This is a genomic window from Kitasatospora sp. NPDC028961, assembly GCF_055564815.1.
In genome coordinates this window covers 264,556-287,471 of record NZ_JBVHVO010000001.1, presented here as the reverse complement: position 1 = coordinate 287,471, position 22,916 = coordinate 264,556, and the positions used below count along the sequence as shown (strand labels likewise).

Sequence of the window (22,916 nt, the reverse complement as noted above, 5' to 3'; positions counted from 1 at the left end):
ACCAACACAACCGAATAGAGACAGGAGGAGAGCGTTTGTGTCCTCTTTCCCCCCCCCCCCCCCCCCACCCCCCCCCCCCCCCCCCCCCCCCCTCCCCCCCCCCCCGCGCCGGACGCGCCGTTACGGGCGCCCGAAATGGGTCGGGTAGAAGCCGCTGCTGAGGGTGGAGACCCGCACCGTCTTCCCTGGCCGGGGCGCCTCGACGAACTTCCCGCCGCCGAGGTAGATCCCCACGTGGTGGATCCCGGAGGCCCGGCCGCTGTCCGACCAGAACAGCAGGTCACCGCGGTGCAGCTGTCCGGCGGTGATCGGGGTGGTGGCCGCGTACTGGTCGTCCGCCACCCGCGGCAGGCTGATGCCGCTGCGCCGGTAGGCCTGCTGGACCAGCCCCGAGCAGTCGAAGCCCGACGGGCCGTCACCGCCCCAGACATAGGGCTTGCCGAGCTGGGCGAGTGCGTAGTCGATCGCCGACTGCGCGCTGCGGGAGGACGGCCCGCTCCCGGCGGCCGGCCGGTCGGGCGCCGGGTCCGACCCGCCGCCGGTCCCGCCGGTGCGGCTGAGGTAGATGTCGTAGTGGCTGGTGTACCGCCACTCGCCGCTGCCGTTCTTGAACCAGTACTTCGAGCCGTCCCAGCCCTGCCGCAGGCCTGAGGACGACCCGCTCGACGAGGTGGGCGCCGGCGTGGACGCGGCGCCGTTGGAGACGGCCGCCTTGCCGGATCCCCCGGACGCGCCGGTCGCGCCGGTCGAGCCGGTCACGCCGGTACGGGCGGCGTAGACGTCGTAGTGGCCGGTCCAGCGCCAGGTGCCGTTCGCGGCCTTGAACCAGTACTTCGAGCCGTCCCAGCCCTGCTTGCCGGGCGCGGCGTGCGCGGACCCGGCACCGGCCGTCAGACCGACCACGCCGGCTCCCGCCAGCACGGTGGTGGCCAGGCAGGTGGTCCGCACGGCGCGGTGTATTCGCGCGCCACCGGACGTCCCGGCCGCCGGGCGGGTGCGCGGCCGGGCCGCGCAGTTCGGGCAGCCGCAGCCCGCCACGGCGGGGATGCTGCCGAGGGTCTCCTCGAAACCGATCAGCGCGGCGCCGGCACCGGCGAACTCCGCCTCGAACTCGGCTTCGAAGTCGGCTTCGAACTCGGCCTCGACGTCGGTCTCGAAACCGGTCTCCGTGCCGATGGCTATCCTCATGCCGGTCGTCCTTCCTTCCGCCCGGCCCGGGCGGCCGGGGACGGTACCGAAGCGGCCACTCCGGCCGGGGCGACGAAGGCGACCAGCAACTGCTCCATCAGAGCGCTGCGGGCGGCCTCGTCCAGCTCGTGCGCGGTCGCGCGCTCCAGTCGGCGGACGGCGAGCGCCGCCGCCTCGACCGCGTCGTCCACCAGCACCGTGCGCAGGCCCGCGTCCAGGTCGGCCAGCCGGCGCCGGCGCATCGACTCGGCGACCTCGGGCGCGTAGTCCAGCGCCAGCGGCTGCGCCGAGTAGACCTCCAGCCCGGCCGGGGCGACCTCGGCGGCCAGCGCCCTGGTCAGCTCGTCGGCGAACCACTGGCCGTCGCGCAGCGCCGGGCCGGGGGCCGCGTTGCTGTCGCACGGCAGCATGGACGCCGTCCGGGTCAGCACCGCCTGCACCTGCTCGCGCAGGTAGTGCTCGTGGTCCTCGATCGCCAGCAGCGCCCGGGCGGTGTCCTTGACCCGCCAGACGATCAGCAGCCGCACGACGATCGGCGTACCGGTCCGGTCGACCACCTTGACCGGCTCGCTGCGCCAGTGCCGCAGCCGCACGTCCACCCGCCGCCGGCGCAGCAGCGGGTTGACCCAGACCAGACCGGTGCGCCGGACGGTGCCGCGGTAGCGGCCCCAGCGGCTGAGCACCCGGGTCTCACCGCCCGCGTTGGCCAGCAGCCCGGCCAGCGCGAGGACGATCAGCAGACCGGCCGCGCTGACCGCGATGCCGGACCGCACCGTCACCTCCGCCCCGCCGCTGGCCCGCGCGGCGGCACCGCGCAGATCGGGCAGCGCCTCCCAGGACGGGATGACGCCGTCGTTCAGCAGGACGAGCACGACGGCGGTCACCCCCGCCAGCAGCGCCAGCAGCGCGATCCAGCCGGGCAGCACCGCGGCTCCGTGCTCGCGCAGCGCCTGGTCGGCGCGCGGGGGCCGGCGGGAGGTGGTCGCGGTGACCGCGCCGGCCGGGGTGGCCTCCGGCAGCTCCACCGCCTCCAGGACCGCCGTCTCCAGCGGGTCGCGCAGGTCGACCGGTGTGACCGCCGGACCGGGGACGACCGCCAGCGGCGTGGTCGCCGGCCCGTTGTCGACGGGTTTGCCCGTCTTGGGCGCCCTCGCCATCGGGCTGGAGCCGGAGGCGGAACGTTCCCGCAGGGTCGGCGGCAACGCCTTGGGCAGATTGTCGGGTCGCTGCGAAGAATCGCGGGTGACGTCCATGCACGGATCCTCGGGTTCGGTGTGTCGCGCAACGGGCGGCCCGGATCTGACGGGCAGTGCCAGAGTCAGGCTAAGTTCATACGTCATCAAATGCGACATTTGCGATAGAGCGTGTCGACATTTACTGACGAATCATCCGTAGCCGATCTGACGCGCAGGCACATGAGCGGATGGTCGGAGCGGTTCAGCGTCGTCGGGCGCCGGGGCCTCGGGCGAAGACCCGGCGGGTGATCAGGCCGACCCCGGTGAGCAGCAGCAGGAGACCTGCGAGCCCAGCGCGCCAGCCCTCCGACCGGGAGTGGTCGGACGCGGGCTGCGCCTGCGTCGCCCCGCTCTCCGGGGAGGGCTCCGCGGACTGCTCGGCCGGGGGTGCGGCCAGGGCCCGGGAGGTCTCGGGCGAGACCTGCCCGGCGGGCACCGCCGGCGCGACCCCGGCGGTCGGGGTGGCGGTGGCGGCGGCTGTGGGGACGGCCGCGGTGGGGGCGGTCGACGGGGCGGCCGAAGTGGCTGGAGTTGCCGAAGCGGCCGGTGAGGTCGGCGCCGCCGGGGCCGCCGGGGTGGCCGTGCCGGTCGCCCCGGAGGCGGACGCCCCGGCACTCGGGCTCGGGGCCGGTCCGGCGCTCGGGCTCGCAGCCGCACTGGCCGGGGGCACCGTCCCGGCGGCGGGCGGGACGACGATCGGCAGCAACCCGGGCAGGACGGGCTCCGGGACGGCCTCGGCGGCGGGGGCGGTCGGGGCAGTGGGGACGGACGGGCTCGGCGGGGCGGGCACCGACGGCGAGACCGTCGGCACGGGCACGGCGGGGGCCGTCGCCGTAGGCCGGTCGGCCGACGGCGAGACGGCGGGCCCGGGCGGCGTAGGAGCCGCCGCCGGAGCCGGAGCCGCCGCGGACGGCACCACCACGGCGGGCGCGGAGGACGGCACCACCGGCGACGGCACCGCGACCGCCGGCCCCGACGCCGAGGGAACGGACGCCGAGGGAACGGACGGCGAGGGAACGGACGGTGCGGGAACGGACGGTGACGGCGCGCCGGGCACCGGAACCGCCGGGGCGGCCGACGCCGCCGCAGGAGTGGACGCCTGCGCCGAGGGCGACGGCGAGGCCACCGAAGGGGACGGCGCAGGGGACGGCGTCCCCGGCGCGGGCGGGACGGCCGCCGCGACCCGGACGGTGACCGCGTCCGCCGCCGTCCCGTTGCCCGCCAGGTCGGTCGCCGTGACGACCAGCCACTGCTCGCCGTCCGTCAGGTCTCGGTTGGCCGCGCAGGTCCAGCTGCCGTCGGCGGCGACGGTGGCCCCGCAGGCCACGATCCGTTCCGCCGAGGCCGAGCTGCCGGCCCGGGCGGTGACGATCACCCGGGCCCCCGGCTCGGCCCGGCCGCCCAGCTTCGGGCGCGCCACCCGGACCGTCTCGCCCGCTGTCGGCGTGGTCAGCACCGGTCGGTCCGGCGGCACGGTGTCGACGACCAGCGTGAAGACCTGGCCCGGCGTCCGGTTCCCGGCGGCGTCGACGGCGTTCGGCGTCAGCTGGTGGCGCCCGTCCGGCAGGTTCTCCACCGGCAGGCAGGACCACCCGCCGTCGGACCGCACCGCCGTGCTGCACAGCTCGCCGCCCGTACCGCCGCCGGCGCCGCCTCGTACCCCGGCCGGCCGGTCGGTGACCGAGACGGTGCTGCCCGGCTCCCCCGTGCCGGTCAGCTGGAGGCCGGGGTCGTTGGTGTACTCGGGGAGGGTGAGCACGGGAGCCGTGGGCGGGGCGGTCTTCACGGTGACCCGGACCGGATCGCCGCGCAGCACCAGCCCGCCACTGGTGGTCTCGACCGGGGTGAGGGTGTGCGCGCCTGCGGTCAGCGGCCCGCTCGGCCGGCAGGACCAGTCACCGCCCTTCTCGACCCGGGTCTTGCAGACCACCGCGTCCCCGTCGCGCACCTCGACGGTCGCTCCGGCCACCGCCCCCTCACCGCGCACCTGCGGGCGGGCGTCGGCGACGACGGTGCCGTCGACCGGGGTGGCGATCTCCGGCCGGGCGGCGCCGACCGTCAACCTGATCCGCTGGTCCGAGACCTGCCCGGAGTCGGCGAAGCCGCCGGCCGACACCAACTGGGCCGCGTCGCGGCCGATCCGCAGCCGGGCCCAGGTCTCCCCCGACGACGCGTTGGCGGGGACGGTCCACTCCAGGGTCGCGCTGTCCGCCGTGGCCGGGACCTCGGTCTGCACCCGCTCGGCGGGGTCGAACCGGCCGTTGCGGTCGAAGTCCACCCAGCCGGCCAGGGTGGCGGGGGCACCGCCCACCGCGACCGGGACGGTGACCCGGTAGTACCGGCCGATCGCGGCCTCGGCCGGGTAGCCGACGGCCGGGTCGCCGCCCTGGTACTCGCCGCGCCCGGGCTGGAGCCGGGGCGGTGCCGGGCTGGAGAACACGCTGCGCCGGCCGGCGCCGTGGTCGAGCTGGACCAGCGGCTCGCCGGCCGCGTCCGTGCTCCCGGCCGGGGTGGCGGGCGGCACCAGCGGGGTCGTGCCGGTGGTGGCGGCCCGCCGGGCGAGCCGGGCGGCGCCGCCGGCGTCCGCTCCGAGGAAGAGGTCGGAGAGCAGGTGGGAGGCGTTGTCGTAGCCCTGCGGGGCGGTGCCGACGCCCTCGTCCAGGGTGACGGTGTAGGCCTGGAGGAGCGGCGACGGCGCGGGCGCGGCGGTGGAGCCGGCCCGGGCGGTGGAGCGCTGCTCGACCCGGAAGACGGCGGTGCGGAAGGTCCCGACCAGCTCCAGGCTGCCCTCGGCGGCGGATCCGGCCTCGGCGTCGGCGGCGGCGCCCGCCCCGGCGGGGGCCAGACTGTTGCCGTCGACCGTCCAGCCCGGCCAGTCGGTCCGGTTGACCAGGGCGGGTGCGCCCGGTGAGCCGCCGGTGAGCGACAGACGCGAGACGGTGCTGGTGGCCCCGCCCTTTCCGGTGGCGACGGCGGAGAGCCCACTGACGTGCAGGCGGGGATTGCGGACCGGCCGGGAAAAGGCGATGCCGAGTGTTCCGACCGTGCGCCAGGAACCGTCCGTCTGCGGACGGTTGTCGGTGATCCGGAAGGTCTGCGCGGGATCTCCGGGCCGCAGTCCGTCCGTATAGAGGGCGGCCGCCCGACCGCCGCCGAACCGCTCGGCCAATTCCCCCGGCTCGGCCGCGACGTCGAATCCCGGGGCGGCGGAGAAATCGATGTGGACGGTGAGGCCGGAGGGAAGGACGGCACTCCGGTCCCCCGACCAGGTGTCGGGGGACTGCTGGGCGGCGGAGGTGGGCGGGTTCCAGCCGATCAGCAGCGCGGCCGCCAGAGCCGCCGAGGCACCGGCCGCCACCAGACGCGGCCGCCGCATTCCTCCCGTCCGGTGCGCGGGCCGGGCCGGGGCCGGGGCGGACAGGGCGGCATCGCGGGGGAACTGTCGGCTCATCCGGCTCTCCTTCGGTATCGGCTGCCGGGGTGGCCGGGCAGTCTGGGCACAAGATCTGACAAAACGGAATCACGATCCTGGGCCGGTCATACTGCGACACCTGCGCTATCGGCCGGGTCCCACCCGTTCGGCGGTCATCCGACCGGCAGGAAAGGATGTACCCGAAAGGAATGGATTTCATCCATTAGGCGGCGTATCGCGGGGAATCCGGGGGATTCCGATCGGGCGCCGCGGACCGGTACCTGACCGTGCGTCGAGCACTCCCGTGCGCACGACCGGTGCGCACCACCGGTGCGGACGATCGGTGCGGACGATCGGTGCGCTCTGCCGAGCCGGCACCCGCACCTGTCCACGCCGGGAGCGACTTCGCGACCTTTCGACCACAGGACCGGCTTCGCCGAGGGGCTCCACCGGCAGCCGTCCGAGCCCGGCCGTGGCGCCCTCGGCCCGGCCGCCCGGCTGCCCGGCCGCCCGGAAAGCGGAACCCGGAGCCCGCAGTCCGGCCGCGGCGGACGGCCGGGCGGTCCGGAGCCGGGCCGAGCGCCCGGGCCGCGCGGGGGCCGACGGCCGGCACGCGCCCGGAAAACGGAGAAGCCCCCGGCCGGTGGCCGGGGGCTTCTCGCTGGTGCGCTCAGCAGGATTCGAACCTGCAACCTCTTGATCCGTAGTCAAGTGCTCTATCCGTTGAGCTATGAGCGCAAGTGCCGGGCGGAACCCGGTCTTGCGAAGGTTTGGTGCGCTCAGCAGGATTCGAACCTGCAACCTCTTGATCCGTAGTCAAGTGCTCTATCCGTTGAGCTATGAGCGCTCGCCCTGGTGAACGTGCCAGCGGGGCGTTGCGGGGACAACATTACATGACCTGCGACGCGGGGCGAAATCGATTGATCCGGGCCCCGGAACGACCGGGCGGCGGCCCGTCCCCCGGCCCTCCGCGACCGGGCGCGCTCGGCGTCCGGTCCGGCCCCGACCGGGCCCCGGACATGCGAGAAGCCCCGCCGACGTGATCGTCGACGGGGCTCCCGGCTGGCGGAGGCTGAGGGATTTGAACCCTCGATGGGCTTTAAGACCCAAACCGCATTAGCAGTGCGGCGCCATAGACCGGACTAGGCGAAGCCTCCCCACATGGATCGCGCCCGCGTGGCGGACTCGCTCCGTGTGCCAGTGATGATGCCACAACCCGAGGGCCCGGCACCAACCACCGCCAACGTTACTAGGCGGGTCGTCCCCGCCGCAAAGAAGAATGAGATACTGCCTTCTCCGGAGGAGCTGCCCTGAGCCGAGGAGACCTGTCGACGTGAGCAGCAGGCCGATCCGAGGCGCTGCTCGCCTCGCCGCCATACTCGACGCCCTGCCCGACGCGTTGTTGCTGGTGAACAGCAACGGCACGGTCGTCGATGCCAACAGCGCAGCGGTCCAGGCGCTCCAGACACCCGGCACCTCACTGGTCGGCATGGGCGTACTGGACCTGCTGCCGGAGTTCGACCCGAGCCGGATCCCCGGCTCGATGCGGCCGAAACCGCGCGAGGACGACGCCCTCGACCGCCCGGTCCGGATGACCGCCCGCCGTACCGACGGCAGCACGTTCCCGGTCGAGGTCTCGGGCAACGACTTCGCCGACGACGGCGCGAGCGAGGGGCGGGGCTACGCGCTCTCCCCGCTCGTCCCCTACGACCCGTACCGCGAGGGCTCCCGGCCCTCCGGCAGCGACCTGCTCCTGCTGCTGGTCCGCGACCTCTCCAGCCGGCTCGGCGTCGAGGCGGAGCTGCGCCGTCAGCACAAGCAGACCGAGATGATCCTGCGGGCCGCCGCCGAGGGCGTGCTGGGCGTGGACCTCGAAGGCCGCTGCGTGCTGGTCAACCCGGCCGCCGCGCACATCCTGGAGTACCGGGCGAGCGAGCTGGGCGGGCGCGAGCTGCACCCGCTGATCCAGCACTCCCGGGCCGACGGCACCCCGCTGGCGCTGGAGGAGTCCGCGCTGCTGGACACCCTGACCTCCGGGCGCAAGCACCGGGTGCGCGGCACCGTGCTCTGGCGCAAGGACGGCCGTCCGGTCACCGTCGACCTCACCACCGCCCCGGTGCGCGACGGCGACCAGCTCGTCGGCGCGGTGATGACCTTCACCGACCGCAGCCGCGAGCTGGCCCTCGTCGCCCGCAACGAACACCTCACCGCCGTCCTGGAGAGCGAGCTGGGCGGCGCCCTGACCGCGCTGCACCGGCGGATCGACGCGCTCGCCGCCGACCCGGCCGGCCAGCTCTGGCCGGAGGCCAACTGGACGCTGCGACGCCTGGCCGACGAGTGCCGGCGGTTCGGCAAGCTGATCGACGGCGTCCTGGCCCACCAGCGCTCCGAGGCCGAGAACGCGGCCGGCGGCCCGGCCGACGACAAGGACGGCGCGAAGCCCGCCGCCGACCGGGTGCCGGTCGGCCTGGACAAGGTGATCCGCAAGGCCGTCGAGCACGCGGGCGAGCTGGTCGGCGCGGGCCGGGTGCGGTTCTCCGTGCACGCCGCCGCCGTCGAGGTGATCGCCGACCGGGAGCGGCTCGCCCAGGCGCTGGCCCACCTGGTCGCCGACGTCAGCGGGGTGGCGCTCTCGCTCGACGCCCCGCCCGCCGTCGGCTCCCCCGGGCTGAACCCCGCCGGGACGGCCGCGCCGGCCCCGGCCGAGGGCGACGCCCCGATGGTGGTGCTCGCGGCCGCCCAGCGCGGCGACGTCGCCCGGGTGGAGATCCGCGGCCCCGGACGCGGCGGCAGCCCCGTCCACCTGCCGATAGCCCGCACGGTGGTCGAGCGCCACGGCGGCGTGCTCCAGCCGCACGAGCTGCCCGGCAAGGCCGGCACCACGTACGTCGTCGAGCTGCCGCTGGACCCGGTCGCGGCGAAGGCCGCCGCCGAACGCGCCTCGGCCGAGGGCCGGTCGGACCGGCCCAAGGAGAGCGACAGCGCGGTGCTGCCCGACCTGCCGGGCATCCCGCAGCTGCCCGCGGCCCGGCGCCCCCAGGACGACGACGAGAAGGCACCGGCCGACGGCCCGGCGCCCGCCGGGGCGTCCGACCCGGCGCCCGGACCGGCGCAGGCCGCGAACGAGGAGCCGGCGCAGCCGCCGGTGGCCGAGCGGCGCGGGCGCCGGGGCCGGCCGGCGGCCGAACCCGAGACCGCGCCGGAGACCGACGCGGCCGCCGCCGACCGTTGGCCGAATGCCCCGGCACGGGTCGAGCGGGCCGTCCCCGAGCAGTGGAACGGCACCGGCAACGACCCCGCCTACGGGCGCCAGGGCGTGAGCGCCACCACCGCCCAGCCGAGCGACCCGTGGGGCAAGGACGACGGCCGGTCCGGCACGGCGTACGCGGTGCCGGTCGACGGCCTCCCGGAGGAGCCCGCCGCGGCCGCTCCGGCGGCGCCGCGCGGCCCGTTCGCGCTCGGGCCCGGCACCGCACCCGCCGACCCCGCCCCACCGGCTCCGGCCGACACCCCCGCCGCCGGTACGCCGGCCGGCGGCACCCCGGCGACCGGCGTACCGGTCGGCGCGGCCGAGGGCGTTCCGGCCGAGGCCTTCGGCCTGCCAGGCGCGGAGGGCGACGGCGCGGAGGAGCCGAAGCCGTCCCGGCGGCGCCGCGCGCTGCCGGCCAACGAGGACTCGTCCGGCGGGTTCGCGCTGCCCGGCATGCCCGAGTCCGCCCCGGTCTACCCCGGCCTGGAGCACGCGCTGCCCGCCGGTCCCGCGCCGGCCCCGCCCCAGCCGCCCGCCGCCCCGCCCACCGGTCGGCGCCGCCGGCTGGCCGTTCCGCCCGGCCCCGACACCGAGGCCCGGGAGGCCGCCGCACAGCCGCCGTCGGCGCGCGGAACGGCCGAGGGCGCTCCCGGCGCCCTGGAGCTCGCCCGGCCCGCGCTGCCCGCCGCCGGCTCGGACGGACCGGCCACGACCGGCCCGGACGGCCCGCAGCCGGTCGGCACCGGCCTGGCCGAGCTCGCTCCGCCGCGCCCGCTCGGCGCCCCCGGTGCTCCGGGCGGCTCCGGTACGGGCGTTCCGGCCGGACCGGCCGAGGCCTTCCAGGCCGGCCCGGCGGCGCCGGCCGCCGCACCGCAGCTGCCCGCCGCGCCCGAGGCCAGGACGGCGCCGCGCCCGATGGCCGAACTGCCCGCCGCCGGTCACGACGACCCCGTCGAGCACCCCGCACGCCCCGTCCCCGCCGGGGACGGCGGCCCGCGCCGGCTGCTGGTCTGGCCCGAGCCCGACCCGGCCACCCGGCAGGCCCTCCAGGACCGCGGCTACCGGCCGGTGATCGTCCGCTCCCGCGAGGAGGTGGACGCCCAGATCGCCGGCTTCCCCGCCGCGCTCTTCGTCGACCCGCTGACCGGCCCGATCACCCGGACCGCCCTGCAGTCGCTGCGCACCGCCGCCCTCAACAGCAGGGTCCCGGTCCTGGTCACCGCGGGCCTCGGCCAGGCCACCCGGGACGCCGCGTACGGCGCCGACCCCGCCGTGCTGCTGCGCGCCCTCGCCCCCCGCGACGGCGAGAACCACGCCCCCCGGGTGCTGCTGGTCGAGGGCGATCCGGACATCGCCGCCGCCATGATCAGCAGCCTGGAGCGGCGCGGCATGCACGTCGAGCACGCGGTGGACGAGACCGACGCCGTCGCCCGCGCCAGCAGCGTGCAGCCGAACCTGGTGGTGATGGACCTCTTCCAGATCCGCCGCCGCCGGGTCGGCCTGCTGGACTGGCTGCGCACCAACGACCGGCTGCACCGCACCCCGCTGGTCGTCTACACCTCGGTCGACCTCGACCCGCGCGAACTGCCCCGGCTGCGCACCGGCGAGACGGTGCTGTTCCTCGCCGAGCGCTCCACCAGCGCCGACGTCCAGTCCCGGATCGTCGACCTGCTCGGGCGGATCGGCGCGATGGGCGAGGCGGGCGTCGCGGCCACCGGCTGACACGACCGGGGGCCGGCCACCCCGTGGTGGCCGGCCCCCGGGCCCGGCTGTTCCCGCCGCTGTCCGCTACTCCTTGCCGAGCACCGTGACGTCCAGCTCGTCGGCCGCGTAGCCGGCCCGGATGACCTTCTTGTCGAACTTGCCGACCGAGGTCTTCGGCACCGCGTCGACGATCGCCCAGCGCTCCGGCAGCTGCCAGGAGGCGATCCGCTCGGCCAGGAACGCGCGCAGCTCCCGCAGTCCGGCCGTGGCGCCCGGCCGCAGCACCACGGTGGCCAGCGGGCGCTCGCCCCACTTCTCGTCCGGGACGGCGACCACGGCGGCCTCGGCCACCTCCGGGTGGGCCATCAGGTGGTTCTCCAGGTCCACCGAGGAGATCCACTCGCCGCCGGACTTGATGACGTCCTTGGCACGGTCGGTCAGGGTCAGGTAGCCGTCCGGGGTGATGGTGCCCACATCGCCGGTGCGCAGCCAGCCGTCCTCGGAGAACTTGTCGTCGGGGCGCTCCGGGTCGTGGCCGGCACCGCCGTAGTACGCGCCGGCGATCCACGGCCCGCGCACCTCCAACTCGCCCGCTGAGACGCCGTCGTGCGGCATCCGCTCGCCGCCCGGACCGGTCAGCCGGGCCTCGACGGAGGCCGGGAAGACGCCCTGGGTGACCCGGTACGGCCACTCCTCCTCGGGGGTGAGGCCGCCGGGGGCCTGGGCGAAGGCGCCGAGCGGCGAGGTCTCGGTCATCCCCCAGGCGTGCACGACCCGGATGCCGTGCCGCTCGTCGAAGGCCTTCATCAGGGCGGGCGGGCAGGCGGAGCCGCCGATGACCACCATGCGCAGGCTGGAGGTGTCGTAGTCGCCCGCGTCCAGCTCGTCGAGCAGACCGCTCCAGATCGTCGGCACCGCGGCGCTGACGGTGGGCCGCACCCGGGCGATCATCTCGGCCAGCGGCTTCGGCTGGAGGAAGCGGTCCGGCATCAGCATGCCGGCACCGGACATGAAGGCGCCGTGCGGGATGCCCCAGGCGTTGACGTGGAACATCGGGACGACCGGCAGCGCGATGTCGCGCGGGGTGAAGGCGAAGTTGTCGCCGGTGTTGACCTGGAGGGCGTGCAGGTAGACCGAGCGGTGGCTGTAGAGCACGCCCTTCGGGTCACCGGTGGTGCCGGAGGTGTAGCAGAGCACGGCGGCCTGGCGCTCGTCGATGTCGGTCCGCCACGGGAACGTGGTGGGCCGTCCGGCGATCAGGTCCTCGTAGTCGTGCACGGCGCCGGTGAAGCCGGCCAGCACGGACCGGTCGCCGGGGCCGCTGACCACGATGTGCTTGAGGGTGGGGGCGAGTTCCGGCAGGACGGCCGCCAACAGCGGCAGCACGGTGCCGTTGACGATGATCACGCGGTCGGCGGCGTGGTTGACGATGAACGACAGCTGGCCCGGCGGGAGCCGCAGGTTGAGCGTGTGCAGCACCGCTCCCATGGACGGCGCCGCGAGGTACGCCTCCAGGTGCTCGGCGTTGTTCCACATCAGCGTGGCCACCCGGTCGTCCCCGGTCACCCCGAGCTCGTCCCGCAGCGCGTGGGCGAGCTGCGCGGCGCGCGCGCCGACCTCCGCGTACGTCCGGACGACCGGGCCGGTGCCGTCCCAGGTCGTGACGGTCGACCGCCCGTGGATGGTCGACCCGTGCTCCAGGATCCTGGCGACGGTGAGCGGGACGTCCTGCATCGTGCTGAACACGGGTCCTCCTTGACCGGGCGGCACTGCGGCGGCGACTGCGACGGTCACCGGGCGGCTACTGGGCGGTAATAGCGGCAGTCGAGCCCGATTGTGCCTCTCCACCTGCCCGCTGTCAGCATTCCGGCGCCGTTGCACGGGTCACGGATTCGCCGCGTCGGCCGGGGGCGGGGCCCCTGGGCGGTTCGGCCGTGGGCGGGGTCCTTGGGCCGTGCCCGCCGCCCGTGACGCTACGGGGCCAGTCCGTCCCGCTCGCGCTCGCGGGCCAGGGCCGCCAGGTCGTCGAAGGTCCGCAGCAGGACGGCCCGCCGCTCCTCCTTGTGCCCGGGAGCGGGCTCCAGCCCGTCGATGCTCTGCTCCCAGACCGCCATGAAGTCCGCCTTCCAGCCCTCGATCGTTGCCGCGGCGGGCAGACCGGCGCCGACGTAGTGGCGGGAGGCGATCAGGTGGAGCAGTTCGAGGTTGCACGGGACGGCCGTGCCCCCGTACTCGTCCGCCTCCAGCTCGACCCGGTCACCGGCCATCGCCTGCTCGACCTCGCCGATCAGCCGGGCCGTGAACTCGCCGAGGTGATCGGCGGCCGCGTCGCTGTCGAAGTTGCCGCTGCCCCAGGTGCCCATGAGTCCTCCGTGATCCGGTCGATCGGTCAGCCCTGTTGTAACCGGCCGCACTGACACCGCCGCGGCCGGTCGCACCGACAGCGGCACGCGATACTGGGCGGCATGAGCGACAGTCATGACGATCGCCGGGTACAGCCCGAGCCGGCCGGGTTCCGCGTGCCGTGCCCGTGCTGCTCCGACGGGGTGCGGACGCGGGCGCGGCTGGGCGTCCGGGCCGACCGCTCGGGTACCGGGCACATCCCGGAGACCTGCCGGGACTGCGACGGGCGCGGCTGGCTCTCCCTCGGCCTCCGGGACTGAGCCGCGCCCGCCGGCCCGAGCCGCGGAACCGCACCGGGTGGCCGGGCGGGGCCGGCGGGTGAGCCGTACCCGCGCGGGCGGGCGGGGGCAGCGACCGGTCAGACCTGCCGGTCGGGGCGGTACAGGCGGACGCAGACCCCGGGGTCCGGCAGGTAGGCCGGGTCCAGGACGTACCCCTGCTCGGCGGCGACCCGCAGGACGTGCTGGGCGCCCGCGCCGCGATAGGTCGCGAGGTTGACCCGGATCCGCCGGGGCGCCTCGGCGCCCTTGCCGTTGCCCGGGCGGACCTCGCGCGCGACGATGCGGCGGACGTGGCGGTCCCAGGCGGCGGCGCTGCCGGTGAACTCCGCCCGGAAGGCGCGCGGCCCGACCGCCCAGCGGGCGCCCCAGCGGTCCCAGTAGTCGGGCTCGGGGTGCTTCACCCAGAAGGCCAGCAGGCTGAGCACCCCGCAGACGGGGACGTAGGCGATCTGCAGCACGAACATGAACGGCAGCAGGAACGCGGACCGGCCCGGTCGGGCGCCCCACGGCGTACCCGGGGCGGCCGGCGGATCCTGCGGGCCGGGTGCGGACACCCGGGGCGGGGCGGGGTACCGGCGGCTCAGCCGGACACGCGCCAGGTCGCCGCCGGCGGGCACGCCCTGCCAGCCGTAGCGCTCCGCGAGCCGGACCACCCCGGCCGCGCCCAGGCCCCGGTAGAGGCGGACCGCCAGCTTGACCCCGACGGTGCGGCCGAAGTCGGCCCCGACGTCGCCGTCACCGGCGGCGTACCCCGCCTCGGCGAGCCGGATCCGGCGCTCCAGGATCGGGGCGACGTACCGCTCCCAGTCCTCCGGGCGGCCGGTGAGCTCGGCCTTGAGGCGGCGCGGTGGAACGAAGGTGCGGTTGACCTTCAGCCAGGAGTCGGACTCGGGGCCGGACGGGCCGCTGGCACCGGTCCAGAGCAGGATCGCGAACAGGGCGACCAGGGCGGCGATCCAGACCGGTGCGTAGATCCACTGGAGGGTGAACTGCAGCAGCACGGCGATCCGGCTGCGGCGCGGCCGGGGGCCGGGGAAGCCGTCGTCGAAGGACGCGGCGGCGGGTGCGGCGAGCCCGGCGGGCGCTGGTTGCGGGGGGAGCGGCTGGGCGTACGGGTTCGGCCCGGCGTACGGCTGGGGCTGGGGCTGGGGGTACGGCTGGGGGTGCCCGTACGGGCCGGCGGCCGGGCTGTACGGCTGCGGGTAGGACTGCGGGTGCGGGTGCGGGTGCGGGTGCGGCTGCGGCTGCGGCTGCGGCTGCGGCTGGAGGTACGGCTGCGGCTGGGCGTACGGGTTCGGGCCGGTGTACGGGCCGCTCTGCGGGTACGGCCCGGGCGGTGGGATCGCGCCCTGCCCACCCGCTCCGGCGTAGTGCCCCTGACCCTCCGACATGCCCGTCCCCCTCCGTGCGGCCGATCGACGGGACACCCTATCCGGCCCGGGCGCCCGGCCCGTCAGCCCGCCAGCGGCGCGTCCACCTGGTTGCGGTCGACAGTGAGCGTGGCGCCGCCGTACGTCTCCGTCACGTTGCCCCGGTACTGGTGGACGCGCTGGCGGTCGGCCCAGAGGTCGGAAGTGAGGGCGCCACTGTCGGCGGTGTCCGCGTGGTCGTCCCAGCGGGCGTACCAGAGCGTGTCGGGCAGCGGGGAGCTGCCCGCGCGGGCGGCCGCGGCGAGGTCGGCGACGCCGGAGTCGAGGCTGGAGTAGAAGCCGGACCGGTAGCCGACCGCGTGCAGCCCCTGGGTCCAGCCGAGCGCGAAGTCGACGACGGCCTGGCCACAGGCCGGGTCCTGCATCGGGTACGACTCGATGTCCAGGAACACCGGGCTGCCCTTGCCGAGTCCGACGGCCGTGAGGCCGCGGACCGCCTCGGCCGCTTCGGCCCGCCCCTGCTGGGCCGCACGGGCCGGGTCGATCCGCTGCGGCTTGCCCTTGAGCTCGCTGCACGGCGCCTGCAGCCCGACGTGGACGGGGAGGAAGCGCCAGCCCATCGCCCGCGCCTGGCCGACCCAGTCGGCGGTGAGCCCCGGCTGCGCGCAGCCGCGCTGGGACCCGCTGGTGTAGATGCCGACCGCGCCGTAGGGGGAGGTGCCGCGCCAGGCCCGGAGGGTGTCGAGCGGGGGTGCGGTGCAGGCGTCGAAGGCCGCGCCGCTGTAGAGGTCGCGGACCCGCTGGGCGGGCGGGCCGGACCGGTCGGGCAGGACGGTGGCCCGGATGCGGGGTGCCGCGGCGGCCACCGGAGCGGTCGCCCCGGCGCTCACGCCTGCCCCGTCGATCGCGAGCAGGAGCACGAGGGAGGCGGCGGCCAGGGCCGCGGGGCGGAGATAGCGCACCCCGCCTTGATACTGACGGGGCATCGGACGAATGCGGCAACCGCGCCGCACGCTCCGGCGAAGCTCACCCTTTCGGACGCACCCGTCCGTATCCGTCCGCATTTTGGTAACGAGCTTGCCCCCAAGTCACTCCTTACGGCAAACTCGCCACCATGCCCACGTCCCACACCGGCCAAACCACCTCCCCGACGCCGGCCGCCGCCGTCGCCGAGGCCCTTGCCATGCCGCCCGCCCCCAAGGGCGAGCCCGCCGGCGAGCGCGGTGGTTGGCGACGAGGCGGGGCCCCGGGCCAAGGGCTGTCACCGGGCAGGCGACCCGCCGAGCCGTCCGGCCGGCGGTACTGGAAGCTCGTGCGGCGCCCGGAGCGAATCCCGGCGCCGTTCCTGTGTCTGGCCGCGATGTTCCTGGTGCAGCTCGGCATCGCGCTGTCCAAGCCGCTCTTCGACCCGCTCGGGGTGAGCGGCACGACCTTCCTGCGGCTCGGGTTCGCGGCGGTGATCCTGCTCGCCGTCACCCGCCCCAGGCTGCGGGGCCGGCGGCCGCGCGACCTCGCAGCCGCCGGTCTGCTCGGGGTGGCGTCCGCCGGGATGACGCTGCTCTTCGCCGGAGCGATCGACCGGCTGCCGATGGGCACCGCCGCGACGATCGAGTTCCTCGGCCCGCTCGCGGTCGCGCTGATCTTCGCCCGCCGGGCCAGCCATCTGGTCTGGGCGCTGCTCGCGGCCGGCGGAGTGGCCCTGCTGACGCTGCTCGGCGAGGGCGGCGGCGGATCGTCGCTCGACCCGGTCGGCCTGGCCTACGCCTTCGGCGCGGCTGCCTGCTACGCGGCGTACATCCTGTTCACGGACAAGGTCGGCGCCGCGTTCCAGGGGTTCCAGGGGCTGGCGGTGTCGATGACGGTCGGCGCCCTGACCCTGGCGCCGTTCGGACTCGGCCAGGCCTGGGACGGGCTGACCGCGCCCGGCGCCTCGCCGCTGACCCTGCTGCTCGCGGTGGCCGGGGTCTCGCTGCTGCTGCCGGTGATCCCGTACGCGCTGGAGATGACCGCGCTGCGACGGATGCCGCAGCGGGTGTTCAGCGTCCTGGTCAGCCTGGAGCCGGCGGTCAGCGCGCTGGTCGGCCTGGTGGTGCTGGGCCAGCTGCTCGGCGCGGTGCAGCTGGCCGGTATCGGCTGCGTGGTGGCCGCCAGCGTGGGGGCCACGCTCACCGGGCGGCGATGACGGGGGCGGAGTGACGGGGCAGCCTCCTGCACGGAGGAGGCCCCGTCGGGCAGCCGTTACGGCCAGAGCAGGGTCCGCGACCACTCCGGGGTGCGGACCGGGCCCGTCCGGGTGTAGCGCAGCCGGACGTGGCGGCGGTTGGCGTCGCCCTGCCAGTACTCCACCTCGTGCGCCCAGAGCGTGTAGACGGCGTGCCCGGCCGCGACGGTGTCCGGAGTCGTCTCCAGCCGGCGGCGGGCGACCGCCTCCGCCTCGTCGTACTCGGCCAGCGAGGCCAGCGGCTCGCTCTGCCGGCCGACCAGCGCACCGACCCGGGCGGCCGGGGAGCGGGTGGCGAACTCGGCCGCCGCGACCTGGTCGGCGGCCCGCTCGACCGTGCCGCGAACCCGGACCTGACGGCCCAGCGGCGGCCAGTAGAGGGTGAGCGCGGCGGCCGGGTGATCGGCGAGCTGGTGGCCCTTGGGGCTGTCCGCGGCGGCCGAGAAGACCCAGCCGGTGCCGGAGGCGTCGACATCGCGCAGCACCAGCACCCGGGCGTCCGGCAGACCGTCGGCGTCCACCGTGGAGAGCGTGGCCACCTGCGGGTCCAGCACACCGGCCGCGAGCGCGGTCGCCAGCCACTCGGCGAAGAGCAGGCCGGGCTCGGCCGGTGCCGACTCGGCGTCGAAGGACGGCAGCGGGCGGGCCATCGGCGGGCGGCCGAGCAACAGCTCGGGTACGGACCTGGGCGCGGGCCTCGACTCGGGCCTCGGCTCCGACCCCGGGGCAGGCCTGGCCTCGCCCGGGCCGCTCAGGCCCTCCTCCGCCGCTGCCATCGCGCCCTTCCTTCCGGTTGCCGCGGACGCAGCCCCTCGCCGGCGGGGCCGTCGGGGCCCCGGGCGCGAGGTGCGCTGTCGGAGCGCAACCGTACCGCCGACGGGTGACCGCTCGGTGCGCGCCCTCGTCGGGAGCGGGCGTAGGGACCGGCGCGAGCCGGCCGGAGGCGGCTTCCGGCGCGCGTGGGTGGCGGCCGCGCTCCGTCCGGGGCTCCGGGGTGCAGCGCTCCGGGCACGGCGCTCCGTGGCCGCGCCTTCCGGGGCCGCGCCTTCCGGGCTGGGTGCGTGAACGCACTCGTGGGCGGTGCCGATCGACGGCACCGCCCACGAGGCCGGTTTGCGGTGACCCTTTCCGCTACCCGGTTCCCTGCATCGAGTTGTCTCACTTCGAGCCCCACCGCGAGCGCTCGACCCACTCGCGGTCACCCACCTCCGGCGCCCCCGCCGGTGGTGGCACCCGTTCCCGTCAGTTGAAGACCGGAGCAAAGACGATGTTGAAGTTCTTGTTGGACTGACCGGCCAGGATGGTGCCCGAGTTGTCCTTCACCGCGAGGGTGTTGGCCTGGTTCGAGGCACCGGACCCGGTGGCCGTCTGCTGGGTGGACACGTAGTTGCCGTCGACGGAGCCGAAGACGTTGCCCGTGCCGACGTTGGACACCACACCACTGTTGGAACCGTCGTTGGCCAGCGCGCCGTTGTCGGCGGCGGCGGCGCCGGCGCCCGCCAGCAGCAGACCGGCCGCAAGCGGGGCCGCGACCAGAAGACCGGCCAGCCGGCGGTGGCGAGTGCGAACCATGAGAGCCTCCAAGAAAGCTGTAAATCGTGCATTGTGTGCGGGAGTTCGTCGGCCAGACGAACCCCTGCGGGCTGCGACGCCGAGAGACAGACTTCCGCAACAAATCGACAAAGCACCACCTAGCGCCCCCGTTTTCGCCCGTTAGCGTGATATCCAGGGCGACGGTGAATAACGAGCGCTCCAGCGGACAGTGCGCCGACACACCGGCACTCACCTGGTATTTCGCCCGAACGGTGGCGCCTGACGCGACGTTTGGGAGCGGCGCGCGGGGAGCACACGAAGGACTGGGCGCACCACCCCGGCGCACGACATAGGCGAACGCGCCCCCTTTGCGTAGGGTCACTCGACCTTGTCGATATATCCAGCCATCCTGCGACTATTCCACCATCCTACTTAGCCCATGGGAATGCGGCAGCCGAAGGCCCTGGAAAGTCGCTCAGGGCTGATTGTCAGACCGCCTTGCCGGGGTTGAGAATGCCCAGCGGATCGAAGACCGCCTTCAACTGCTGCTGCAGTTCCAGCGCCACCGGCCCCAGCTCGCGTGCCAGCCACTCCCGCTTCAGCAGCCCGACCCCGTGCTCCCCGGTGATCGTGCCGCCCAACTCCAGCCCCAGCGCCATGATCTCGTCGAAGGAACGCTGCGCCCGGGTCGACTCCTCCGGATCGTCCGCGTCGAAGATGACGATCGGATGGGTGTTGCCGTCGCCCGCGTGGCTGACCACCCCGATGGTCAGCGCGTGCCGCTCGGCGATCGCGGCGACGCCGTTCAGCATCTCGGCCAGCCGCGAGCGCGGCACCGCCACGTCGTCGATCATCGTGGTCCCCAGCCGGTCCATCGCGGGCAGGGCCAGCCGGCGTGCCTGCAGCAGCAGTTCGGACTCCGCCTGGTCCTCGGCCGGCACCACCTCGGTCGCGCCCGCCGCCCGGCAGATCTCGCCCACCACCGCTAGCTCGGCCGCCGGGTCCGGCCCGTCGAAGGCCACCAGCAGCAGGGCCTGGGTCGACTCCGGCAGCCCCATCTGCCCCAGCTCGTTGACCGCCCGCACGGACACCGTGTCCATCAGCTCCATCAGCGACGGCGTGAGGCCGCGCGCCATCACCTCGCAGACCGCCGCGCCCGCCGTGTCCGCGCTCGGGAACTCCGCGGCCAGCGCCAACTGCGGTGCCGGAGCGGGCCGCAACGCCACCACGGCGCCCACCACCACGCCCAGGGTGCCCTCCGAACCGACCAGCAGCCTGGTCAGGTCGTAGCCCGCCACCCCCTTGGCCGTCCGGCGACCGGTGGAGAGCAGCCGCCCGTCCGCCAGCACCACGTCGAGGCCCAGCACGTACTCACTGGTCACGCCGTACTTGACGCAGCAGAGCCCGCCCGCGCCGGTGCCGATGTTGCCCCCGATGGTGCAAGACTCCCAGCTGGACGGGTCCGGCGGGTAGGCCAGCCCCACCTCTCCGGCCGCCCTGGACAGTTCCGCGTTCACCACGCCCGGCTCCACCACCGCGATCCGGTTCACCGGATCGACCTCCAGGATGCGGTTCATCTTCACCATCGACAGCACGATGCAGCCGTCCACCGCGTTGGCCGCGCCGGAGAGCCCGGTCCGGGCGCCCTGCGGCACCACCGGTACGCGCAGCTCGGTGGCGGTCCGCAGGACGTGCTGCACCTGCTCGACCGTCTCCGGGAAGACCACCACGGCGGGGTTGCCGGCCGCGCAGAAGCCCGCCATGTCGTGGCTGTAGGCGGCCATCACGTCCGGGTCCACCACCAGGGCCCCACCCGGGAGCCCCGTCGCCAGTCGGTCCGTCAGATCACTCATCGCCGCCTCCGATCGCCGCCCGGCACGCACCGCCCCGGCCTCACGCCGCCGGTCGTACGCGGTCGCGCCGCACGCCGCCGAGTCGTAGGAGATCGAGCCGTACGCCGCCCATCGCCTCTGCCCGCACTCTGCCCCGCCACCGCACGACCGGCAAGTACGCCGCTCCGGCCCGCCCCTGTCCGGTTCTCGGCCCTCGGTCCACGAAGCGACGGCGCGGGCCGCTGCTCAGACCCGGCGCAGTGCGGAGGACGCCCAGGCCGCCAGCCCCGCCCCGCCGGCGGCGAGCGCGCAGAGCGTCGTCGGCCACCTGGCGCCGGCCACCTCGGCGAGGAGACCGAGCAGTCCGGTGGACAGCACCAGCGCCGCACTCTGGACCAGCGTCAACAGGGCCTGGACCCGGGCGAGATGACCGACCGGGGCACCGTGGAGCACCAGCGGTCCGAGGTGGCAGGCGAACAGCCCCGACCCCGCCCCGGCCAGCACGCTGCCCGCCACCGCCGTGGCCGGTGCGGACGCCCAGGCCAGCACCGCGGTCCCCACCGAGGCCACGCAGAGCCCGGCCGCCGCCCCGGCTCCTGCCCTCCGCAGGCCGCCCCGCCAGGAGACCAGCCCCGCCACCGCGAGCACCCCGGCCCCCTGTCCACCGGCGGACAGCCCGGCCGACCAGGCGCCCCAGCCGTGGGCCCGGGCGAGCAGCGGCGCGAGGAGGGGGACCACCGGCAGCAGCGCCCCGGCCGCGGCGCCGGTGAGCAGCAGCGCGGCGCGCAGCAGCGGATCCGCCAGGGCCAGCCGGACCCCGGCCGCCGCATCGCGCAGCAGCCCCGGCCCGGACGGTCCGCGCCCCGCCGCCTCCCGGTCGGTCGGCCGCGCCGCCGCCGGCTCCACCGGCCGGATCCTCAGCAGCACCAGGAGGAGCACCCCGAAACTCGCCGCGTCCACCAGGGCCGCCCCCGGCAGGCCGCCCGCCGCGACCAGGACACCGCCGAGCGGTGCGCCCAGCAGGGCGGCGGTCTGCCCGCCGGCCTGCCGCAGCGCGAGGGCCCGTGGCAGCTGCGCCGCGCCCACCAGGCGGCAGGGCATCGATCCGCTCGCCGGGAGGTAGAACGCGTCGACGGTGCCGATCACGGCAGCCGCCAGGAGCAGCAGCCGGAGCGGCGTGCCCCAGACCGCCGCGGCGGCCGCGAGGGCCAGGGCGGCCACCAGCATCACCGCGTCCCCGGCGAGCATCACCCGGCGGGCACCGAACCGGTCCGCCACCGCGCCGCCCAGCAGGACCAGGACGGTGCGGGGCAGCGTGATCGCGGTCAGCACCAGACCTGCCGCGCCCCCGCCGTGCGCGGAGGCCGCCCAGCCCAGGGCGAGGTACAGCGCGGCGTCGCCGAGCAGACCGGCCTGGGTGCCGGCCAGCCAGAGCAGGTACGGGCCCGGGAGCGCGGCCCCGGCGGGTGGGTCGGCGGGCTTGGTGCCGGTGTCCGTCGCGGGTGGGTCGGCGGGCGTGGTGCCGGTGTCGGTGGCCATGGCCGCCGACCGTAGGGGCCTCGACCAGGTCGAGGGCAAGGCCGCCGACGGCTCCGCCGCGCCCACGCCTCCCCTCCCCGCGCCTCCCCTCCCCTCCTCGCCGGGCTACAGGCGGACCACCGGCTCCTGGAACTCCGTCACCCAGTCCGCCGGCGCGTCCGGGCACTCCAGGTACAGCTCCCGCGCGTAGCCCGTGGAGCGGTAGCCGTTCTCGTCGATGAACCGGGCCAGCGTCTGGAAGGCGCCCAGCGCGTCGTCCATCGATCCCCGGTGCACGATGGTCGCCGCCTCCGGGATCTCCGGCAGGTCGACCACCTCGAAGCCGTGCTCCGCAGCGCCGGAGACCGTCGCCCCGACCGGCACCGCCACCCGGATCAGCACCGCGCCGTCCCCCTGCGGGATGTCCTCGTAGCGGGCCACGGACGGCCCGGTCTCCGTCACCCCGGCCTCCGCCAGCCGTCGGCAGAGCTCCTGGAACAGCGGTCCGATCACCGGTCCGATGTCCTCCGGCTCGTAGCCGGCCGCGACGGCGGTCAGCTCCGCCACCCGGACCGACGGCACGCGCTTCACCACGACATCCTGTGCAGGCATGGTCCCCTCGCTCTCGATCGTCCGGAGCCTCGCCTCGACCCGGGCCAGCCGCTGGGCGTCCGCCGCCATCGCGGCGGCCAGTTCGGCCTGCCGCAGCCGCAGCATCCCGCGCAGCTCGGCCGCGTCCACCCGCTCGTCCAGGACGGCCCGCACCTGCTGCAGGGTGAAGCCGAGGTCCTTGAGGGCGATGACGCGGTTGAGCCGGGCGAGCTGGGCGGCCTCGTAGGAGCGGTAGCCGCTGACCGGGTCGACCCGGGCCGGGTGCAGCAGCCCGATCGCGTCGTAGTGGCGCAGCATCCGGACCGACACCCGGCCGTGCTTGGCGAAGTCTCCGATGTTGAACATGATGCCTCCAGT

The 22,916-nt window shown here is 75.6% G+C and carries 15 protein-coding genes and 3 tRNA genes; 3 read left to right on the top strand and 15 right to left on the bottom strand.

Features of this window, described 5'->3' with window-relative positions; translation table 11 throughout:
• Nucleotides 1–120 precede the first annotated feature (120 nt).
• The 6 genes from ACZ4UX_RS01260 to ACZ4UX_RS01235 form a co-directional block, all read right to left on the bottom strand.
• On the bottom strand, nucleotides 121–1,188 hold the full coding sequence (locus ACZ4UX_RS01260; RefSeq protein ID WP_465704771.1) for a C40 family peptidase: 1,068 nt from the start codon (nucleotides 1,186–1,188) through the stop codon (nucleotides 121–123).
• Complete coding sequence (locus ACZ4UX_RS01255) at nucleotides 1,185–2,441, bottom strand: SPFH domain-containing protein (RefSeq protein ID WP_465601240.1); 1,257 nt, start codon at nucleotides 2,439–2,441, stop codon at nucleotides 1,185–1,187. The genes ACZ4UX_RS01260 and ACZ4UX_RS01255 overlap by 4 nt, the downstream gene beginning before the upstream one ends.
• A gap of 184 nt (nucleotides 2,442–2,625) precedes the next feature.
• Nucleotides 2,626–5,874 carry an Ig-like domain-containing protein gene (locus tag ACZ4UX_RS01250; protein ID WP_465704769.1) on the bottom strand — a complete coding sequence of 1,083 codons (3,249 nt, stop codon included), beginning with the start codon at nucleotides 5,872–5,874 and terminating at the stop codon, nucleotides 2,626–2,628.
• 623 nt (nucleotides 5,875–6,497) lie between these two features.
• Nucleotides 6,498–6,573 (bottom strand) — tRNA-Arg (locus ACZ4UX_RS01245).
• Nucleotides 6,574–6,606: 33 nt separating this feature from the next.
• Nucleotides 6,607–6,682 (bottom strand) — tRNA-Arg (locus tag ACZ4UX_RS01240).
• A gap of 216 nt (nucleotides 6,683–6,898) precedes the next feature.
• A tRNA-Ser gene (locus ACZ4UX_RS01235) sits at nucleotides 6,899–6,992 on the bottom strand.
• A 176-nt stretch (nucleotides 6,993–7,168) separates the two neighbouring features.
• Between ACZ4UX_RS01235 and ACZ4UX_RS01230 the strand changes: the two genes are divergently transcribed.
• Nucleotides 7,169–10,807 carry a response regulator gene (locus tag ACZ4UX_RS01230; RefSeq protein WP_465704767.1) on the top strand — a complete coding sequence of 1,213 codons (3,639 nt, stop codon included), beginning with the start codon at nucleotides 7,169–7,171 and terminating at the stop codon, nucleotides 10,805–10,807.
• A 66-nt stretch (nucleotides 10,808–10,873) separates the two neighbouring features.
• Here the strand turns inward: ACZ4UX_RS01230 and ACZ4UX_RS01225 are convergent, their stop codons facing one another.
• Together ACZ4UX_RS01225 and ACZ4UX_RS01220 are read right to left on the bottom strand one after the other, a co-directional pair.
• Nucleotides 10,874–12,535, bottom strand: a complete 1,662-nt coding sequence (locus ACZ4UX_RS01225; RefSeq protein WP_352290475.1) for a long-chain fatty acid--CoA ligase — start codon at nucleotides 12,533–12,535, stop codon at nucleotides 10,874–10,876.
• A 227-nt stretch (nucleotides 12,536–12,762) separates the two neighbouring features.
• Nucleotides 12,763–13,152: a DUF4259 domain-containing protein gene (locus ACZ4UX_RS01220; protein WP_465704764.1), complete on the bottom strand. Its 390-nt coding sequence runs from the start codon at nucleotides 13,150–13,152 to the stop codon at nucleotides 12,763–12,765.
• Between the two features lie 102 nt (nucleotides 13,153–13,254).
• On the opposite strand from ACZ4UX_RS01220, the gene ACZ4UX_RS01215 reads away from it, so the two are divergent.
• Nucleotides 13,255–13,452 carry a hypothetical protein gene (locus tag ACZ4UX_RS01215; protein WP_329488661.1) on the top strand — a complete coding sequence of 66 codons (198 nt, stop codon included), beginning with the start codon at nucleotides 13,255–13,257 and terminating at the stop codon, nucleotides 13,450–13,452.
• Between the two features lie 98 nt (nucleotides 13,453–13,550).
• Here ACZ4UX_RS01215 and ACZ4UX_RS01210 read toward each other — a convergent pair whose 3' ends face one another.
• Both ACZ4UX_RS01210 and ACZ4UX_RS01205 read right to left on the bottom strand, forming a co-directional pair.
• Nucleotides 13,551–14,864 (bottom strand): hypothetical protein, encoded by a 1,314-nt coding sequence (locus tag ACZ4UX_RS01210; RefSeq protein WP_465704762.1) that lies wholly within the window; start codon nucleotides 14,862–14,864, stop codon nucleotides 13,551–13,553.
• Between the two features lie 62 nt (nucleotides 14,865–14,926).
• Entirely contained in the window at nucleotides 14,927–15,805 is an 879-nt protein-coding gene (locus ACZ4UX_RS01205) for a DUF1906 domain-containing protein (protein ID WP_396485999.1), read from the bottom strand.
• A 152-nt stretch (nucleotides 15,806–15,957) separates the two neighbouring features.
• Between ACZ4UX_RS01205 and ACZ4UX_RS01200 the strand changes: the two genes are divergently transcribed.
• Nucleotides 15,958–17,025 carry an EamA family transporter gene (locus ACZ4UX_RS01200; protein ID WP_465704760.1) on the top strand — a complete coding sequence of 356 codons (1,068 nt, stop codon included), beginning with the start codon at nucleotides 15,958–15,960 and terminating at the stop codon, nucleotides 17,023–17,025.
• Between the two features lie 56 nt (nucleotides 17,026–17,081).
• Here the strand turns inward: ACZ4UX_RS01200 and ACZ4UX_RS01195 are convergent, their stop codons facing one another.
• The 5 genes from ACZ4UX_RS01195 to ACZ4UX_RS01175 form a co-directional block, all read right to left on the bottom strand.
• The gene (locus ACZ4UX_RS01195; RefSeq protein ID WP_465704758.1) at nucleotides 17,082–17,840 is read right to left on the bottom strand and encodes a pyridoxine/pyridoxamine 5'-phosphate oxidase; all 759 of its coding nucleotides are present in this window, start codon (nucleotides 17,838–17,840) and stop codon (nucleotides 17,082–17,084) included.
• A gap of 466 nt (nucleotides 17,841–18,306) precedes the next feature.
• Entirely contained in the window at nucleotides 18,307–18,636 is a 330-nt protein-coding gene (locus ACZ4UX_RS01190; RefSeq protein ID WP_329488666.1) for a hypothetical protein, read from the bottom strand.
• A 449-nt stretch (nucleotides 18,637–19,085) separates the two neighbouring features.
• Nucleotides 19,086–20,450 carry an FAD-binding oxidoreductase gene (locus ACZ4UX_RS01185; RefSeq protein ID WP_465704756.1) on the bottom strand — a complete coding sequence of 455 codons (1,365 nt, stop codon included), beginning with the start codon at nucleotides 20,448–20,450 and terminating at the stop codon, nucleotides 19,086–19,088.
• 225 nt (nucleotides 20,451–20,675) lie between these two features.
• Entirely contained in the window at nucleotides 20,676–21,968 is a 1,293-nt protein-coding gene (locus ACZ4UX_RS01180; RefSeq protein ID WP_465704754.1) for an MFS transporter, read from the bottom strand.
• A 105-nt stretch (nucleotides 21,969–22,073) separates the two neighbouring features.
• Nucleotides 22,074–22,904, bottom strand: a complete 831-nt coding sequence (locus tag ACZ4UX_RS01175; protein WP_465704752.1) for a MerR family transcriptional regulator — start codon at nucleotides 22,902–22,904, stop codon at nucleotides 22,074–22,076.
• Nucleotides 22,905–22,916: the final 12 nt, after the last annotated feature.

Coding starts and splice junctions, on each gene's coding strand:
- ACZ4UX_RS01220 (WP_465704764.1), bottom strand. CDS start 13,152: ATGGGCACCTGGGGCAGCGGCAACTTCGACAGCGACGCGGCCGCCGAT.
- ACZ4UX_RS01195 (WP_465704758.1), bottom strand. CDS start 17,840: ATGGCAGCGGCGGAGGAGGGCCTGAGCGGCCCGGGCGAGGCCAGGCCT.
- ACZ4UX_RS01190 (WP_329488666.1), bottom strand. CDS start 18,636: ATGGTTCGCACTCGCCACCGCCGGCTGGCCGGTCTTCTGGTCGCGGCC.
- ACZ4UX_RS01260 (WP_465704771.1), bottom strand. CDS start 1,188: ATGAGGATAGCCATCGGCACGGAGACCGGTTTCGAGACCGACGTCGAG.
- ACZ4UX_RS01200 (WP_465704760.1), top strand. CDS start 15,958: ATGCCCACGTCCCACACCGGCCAAACCACCTCCCCGACGCCGGCCGCC.
- ACZ4UX_RS01255 (WP_465601240.1), bottom strand. CDS start 2,441: ATGGACGTCACCCGCGATTCTTCGCAGCGACCCGACAATCTGCCCAAG.
- ACZ4UX_RS01215 (WP_329488661.1), top strand. CDS start 13,255: ATGAGCGACAGTCATGACGATCGCCGGGTACAGCCCGAGCCGGCCGGG.
- ACZ4UX_RS01250 (WP_465704769.1), bottom strand. CDS start 5,874: ATGAGCCGACAGTTCCCCCGCGATGCCGCCCTGTCCGCCCCGGCCCCG.
- ACZ4UX_RS01185 (WP_465704756.1), bottom strand. CDS start 20,450: ATGAGTGATCTGACGGACCGACTGGCGACGGGGCTCCCGGGTGGGGCC.
- ACZ4UX_RS01180 (WP_465704754.1), bottom strand. CDS start 21,968: ATGGCCACCGACACCGGCACCACGCCCGCCGACCCACCCGCGACGGAC.
- ACZ4UX_RS01175 (WP_465704752.1), bottom strand. CDS start 22,904: ATGTTCAACATCGGAGACTTCGCCAAGCACGGCCGGGTGTCGGTCCGG.
- ACZ4UX_RS01210 (WP_465704762.1), bottom strand. CDS start 14,864: ATGTCGGAGGGTCAGGGGCACTACGCCGGAGCGGGTGGGCAGGGCGCG.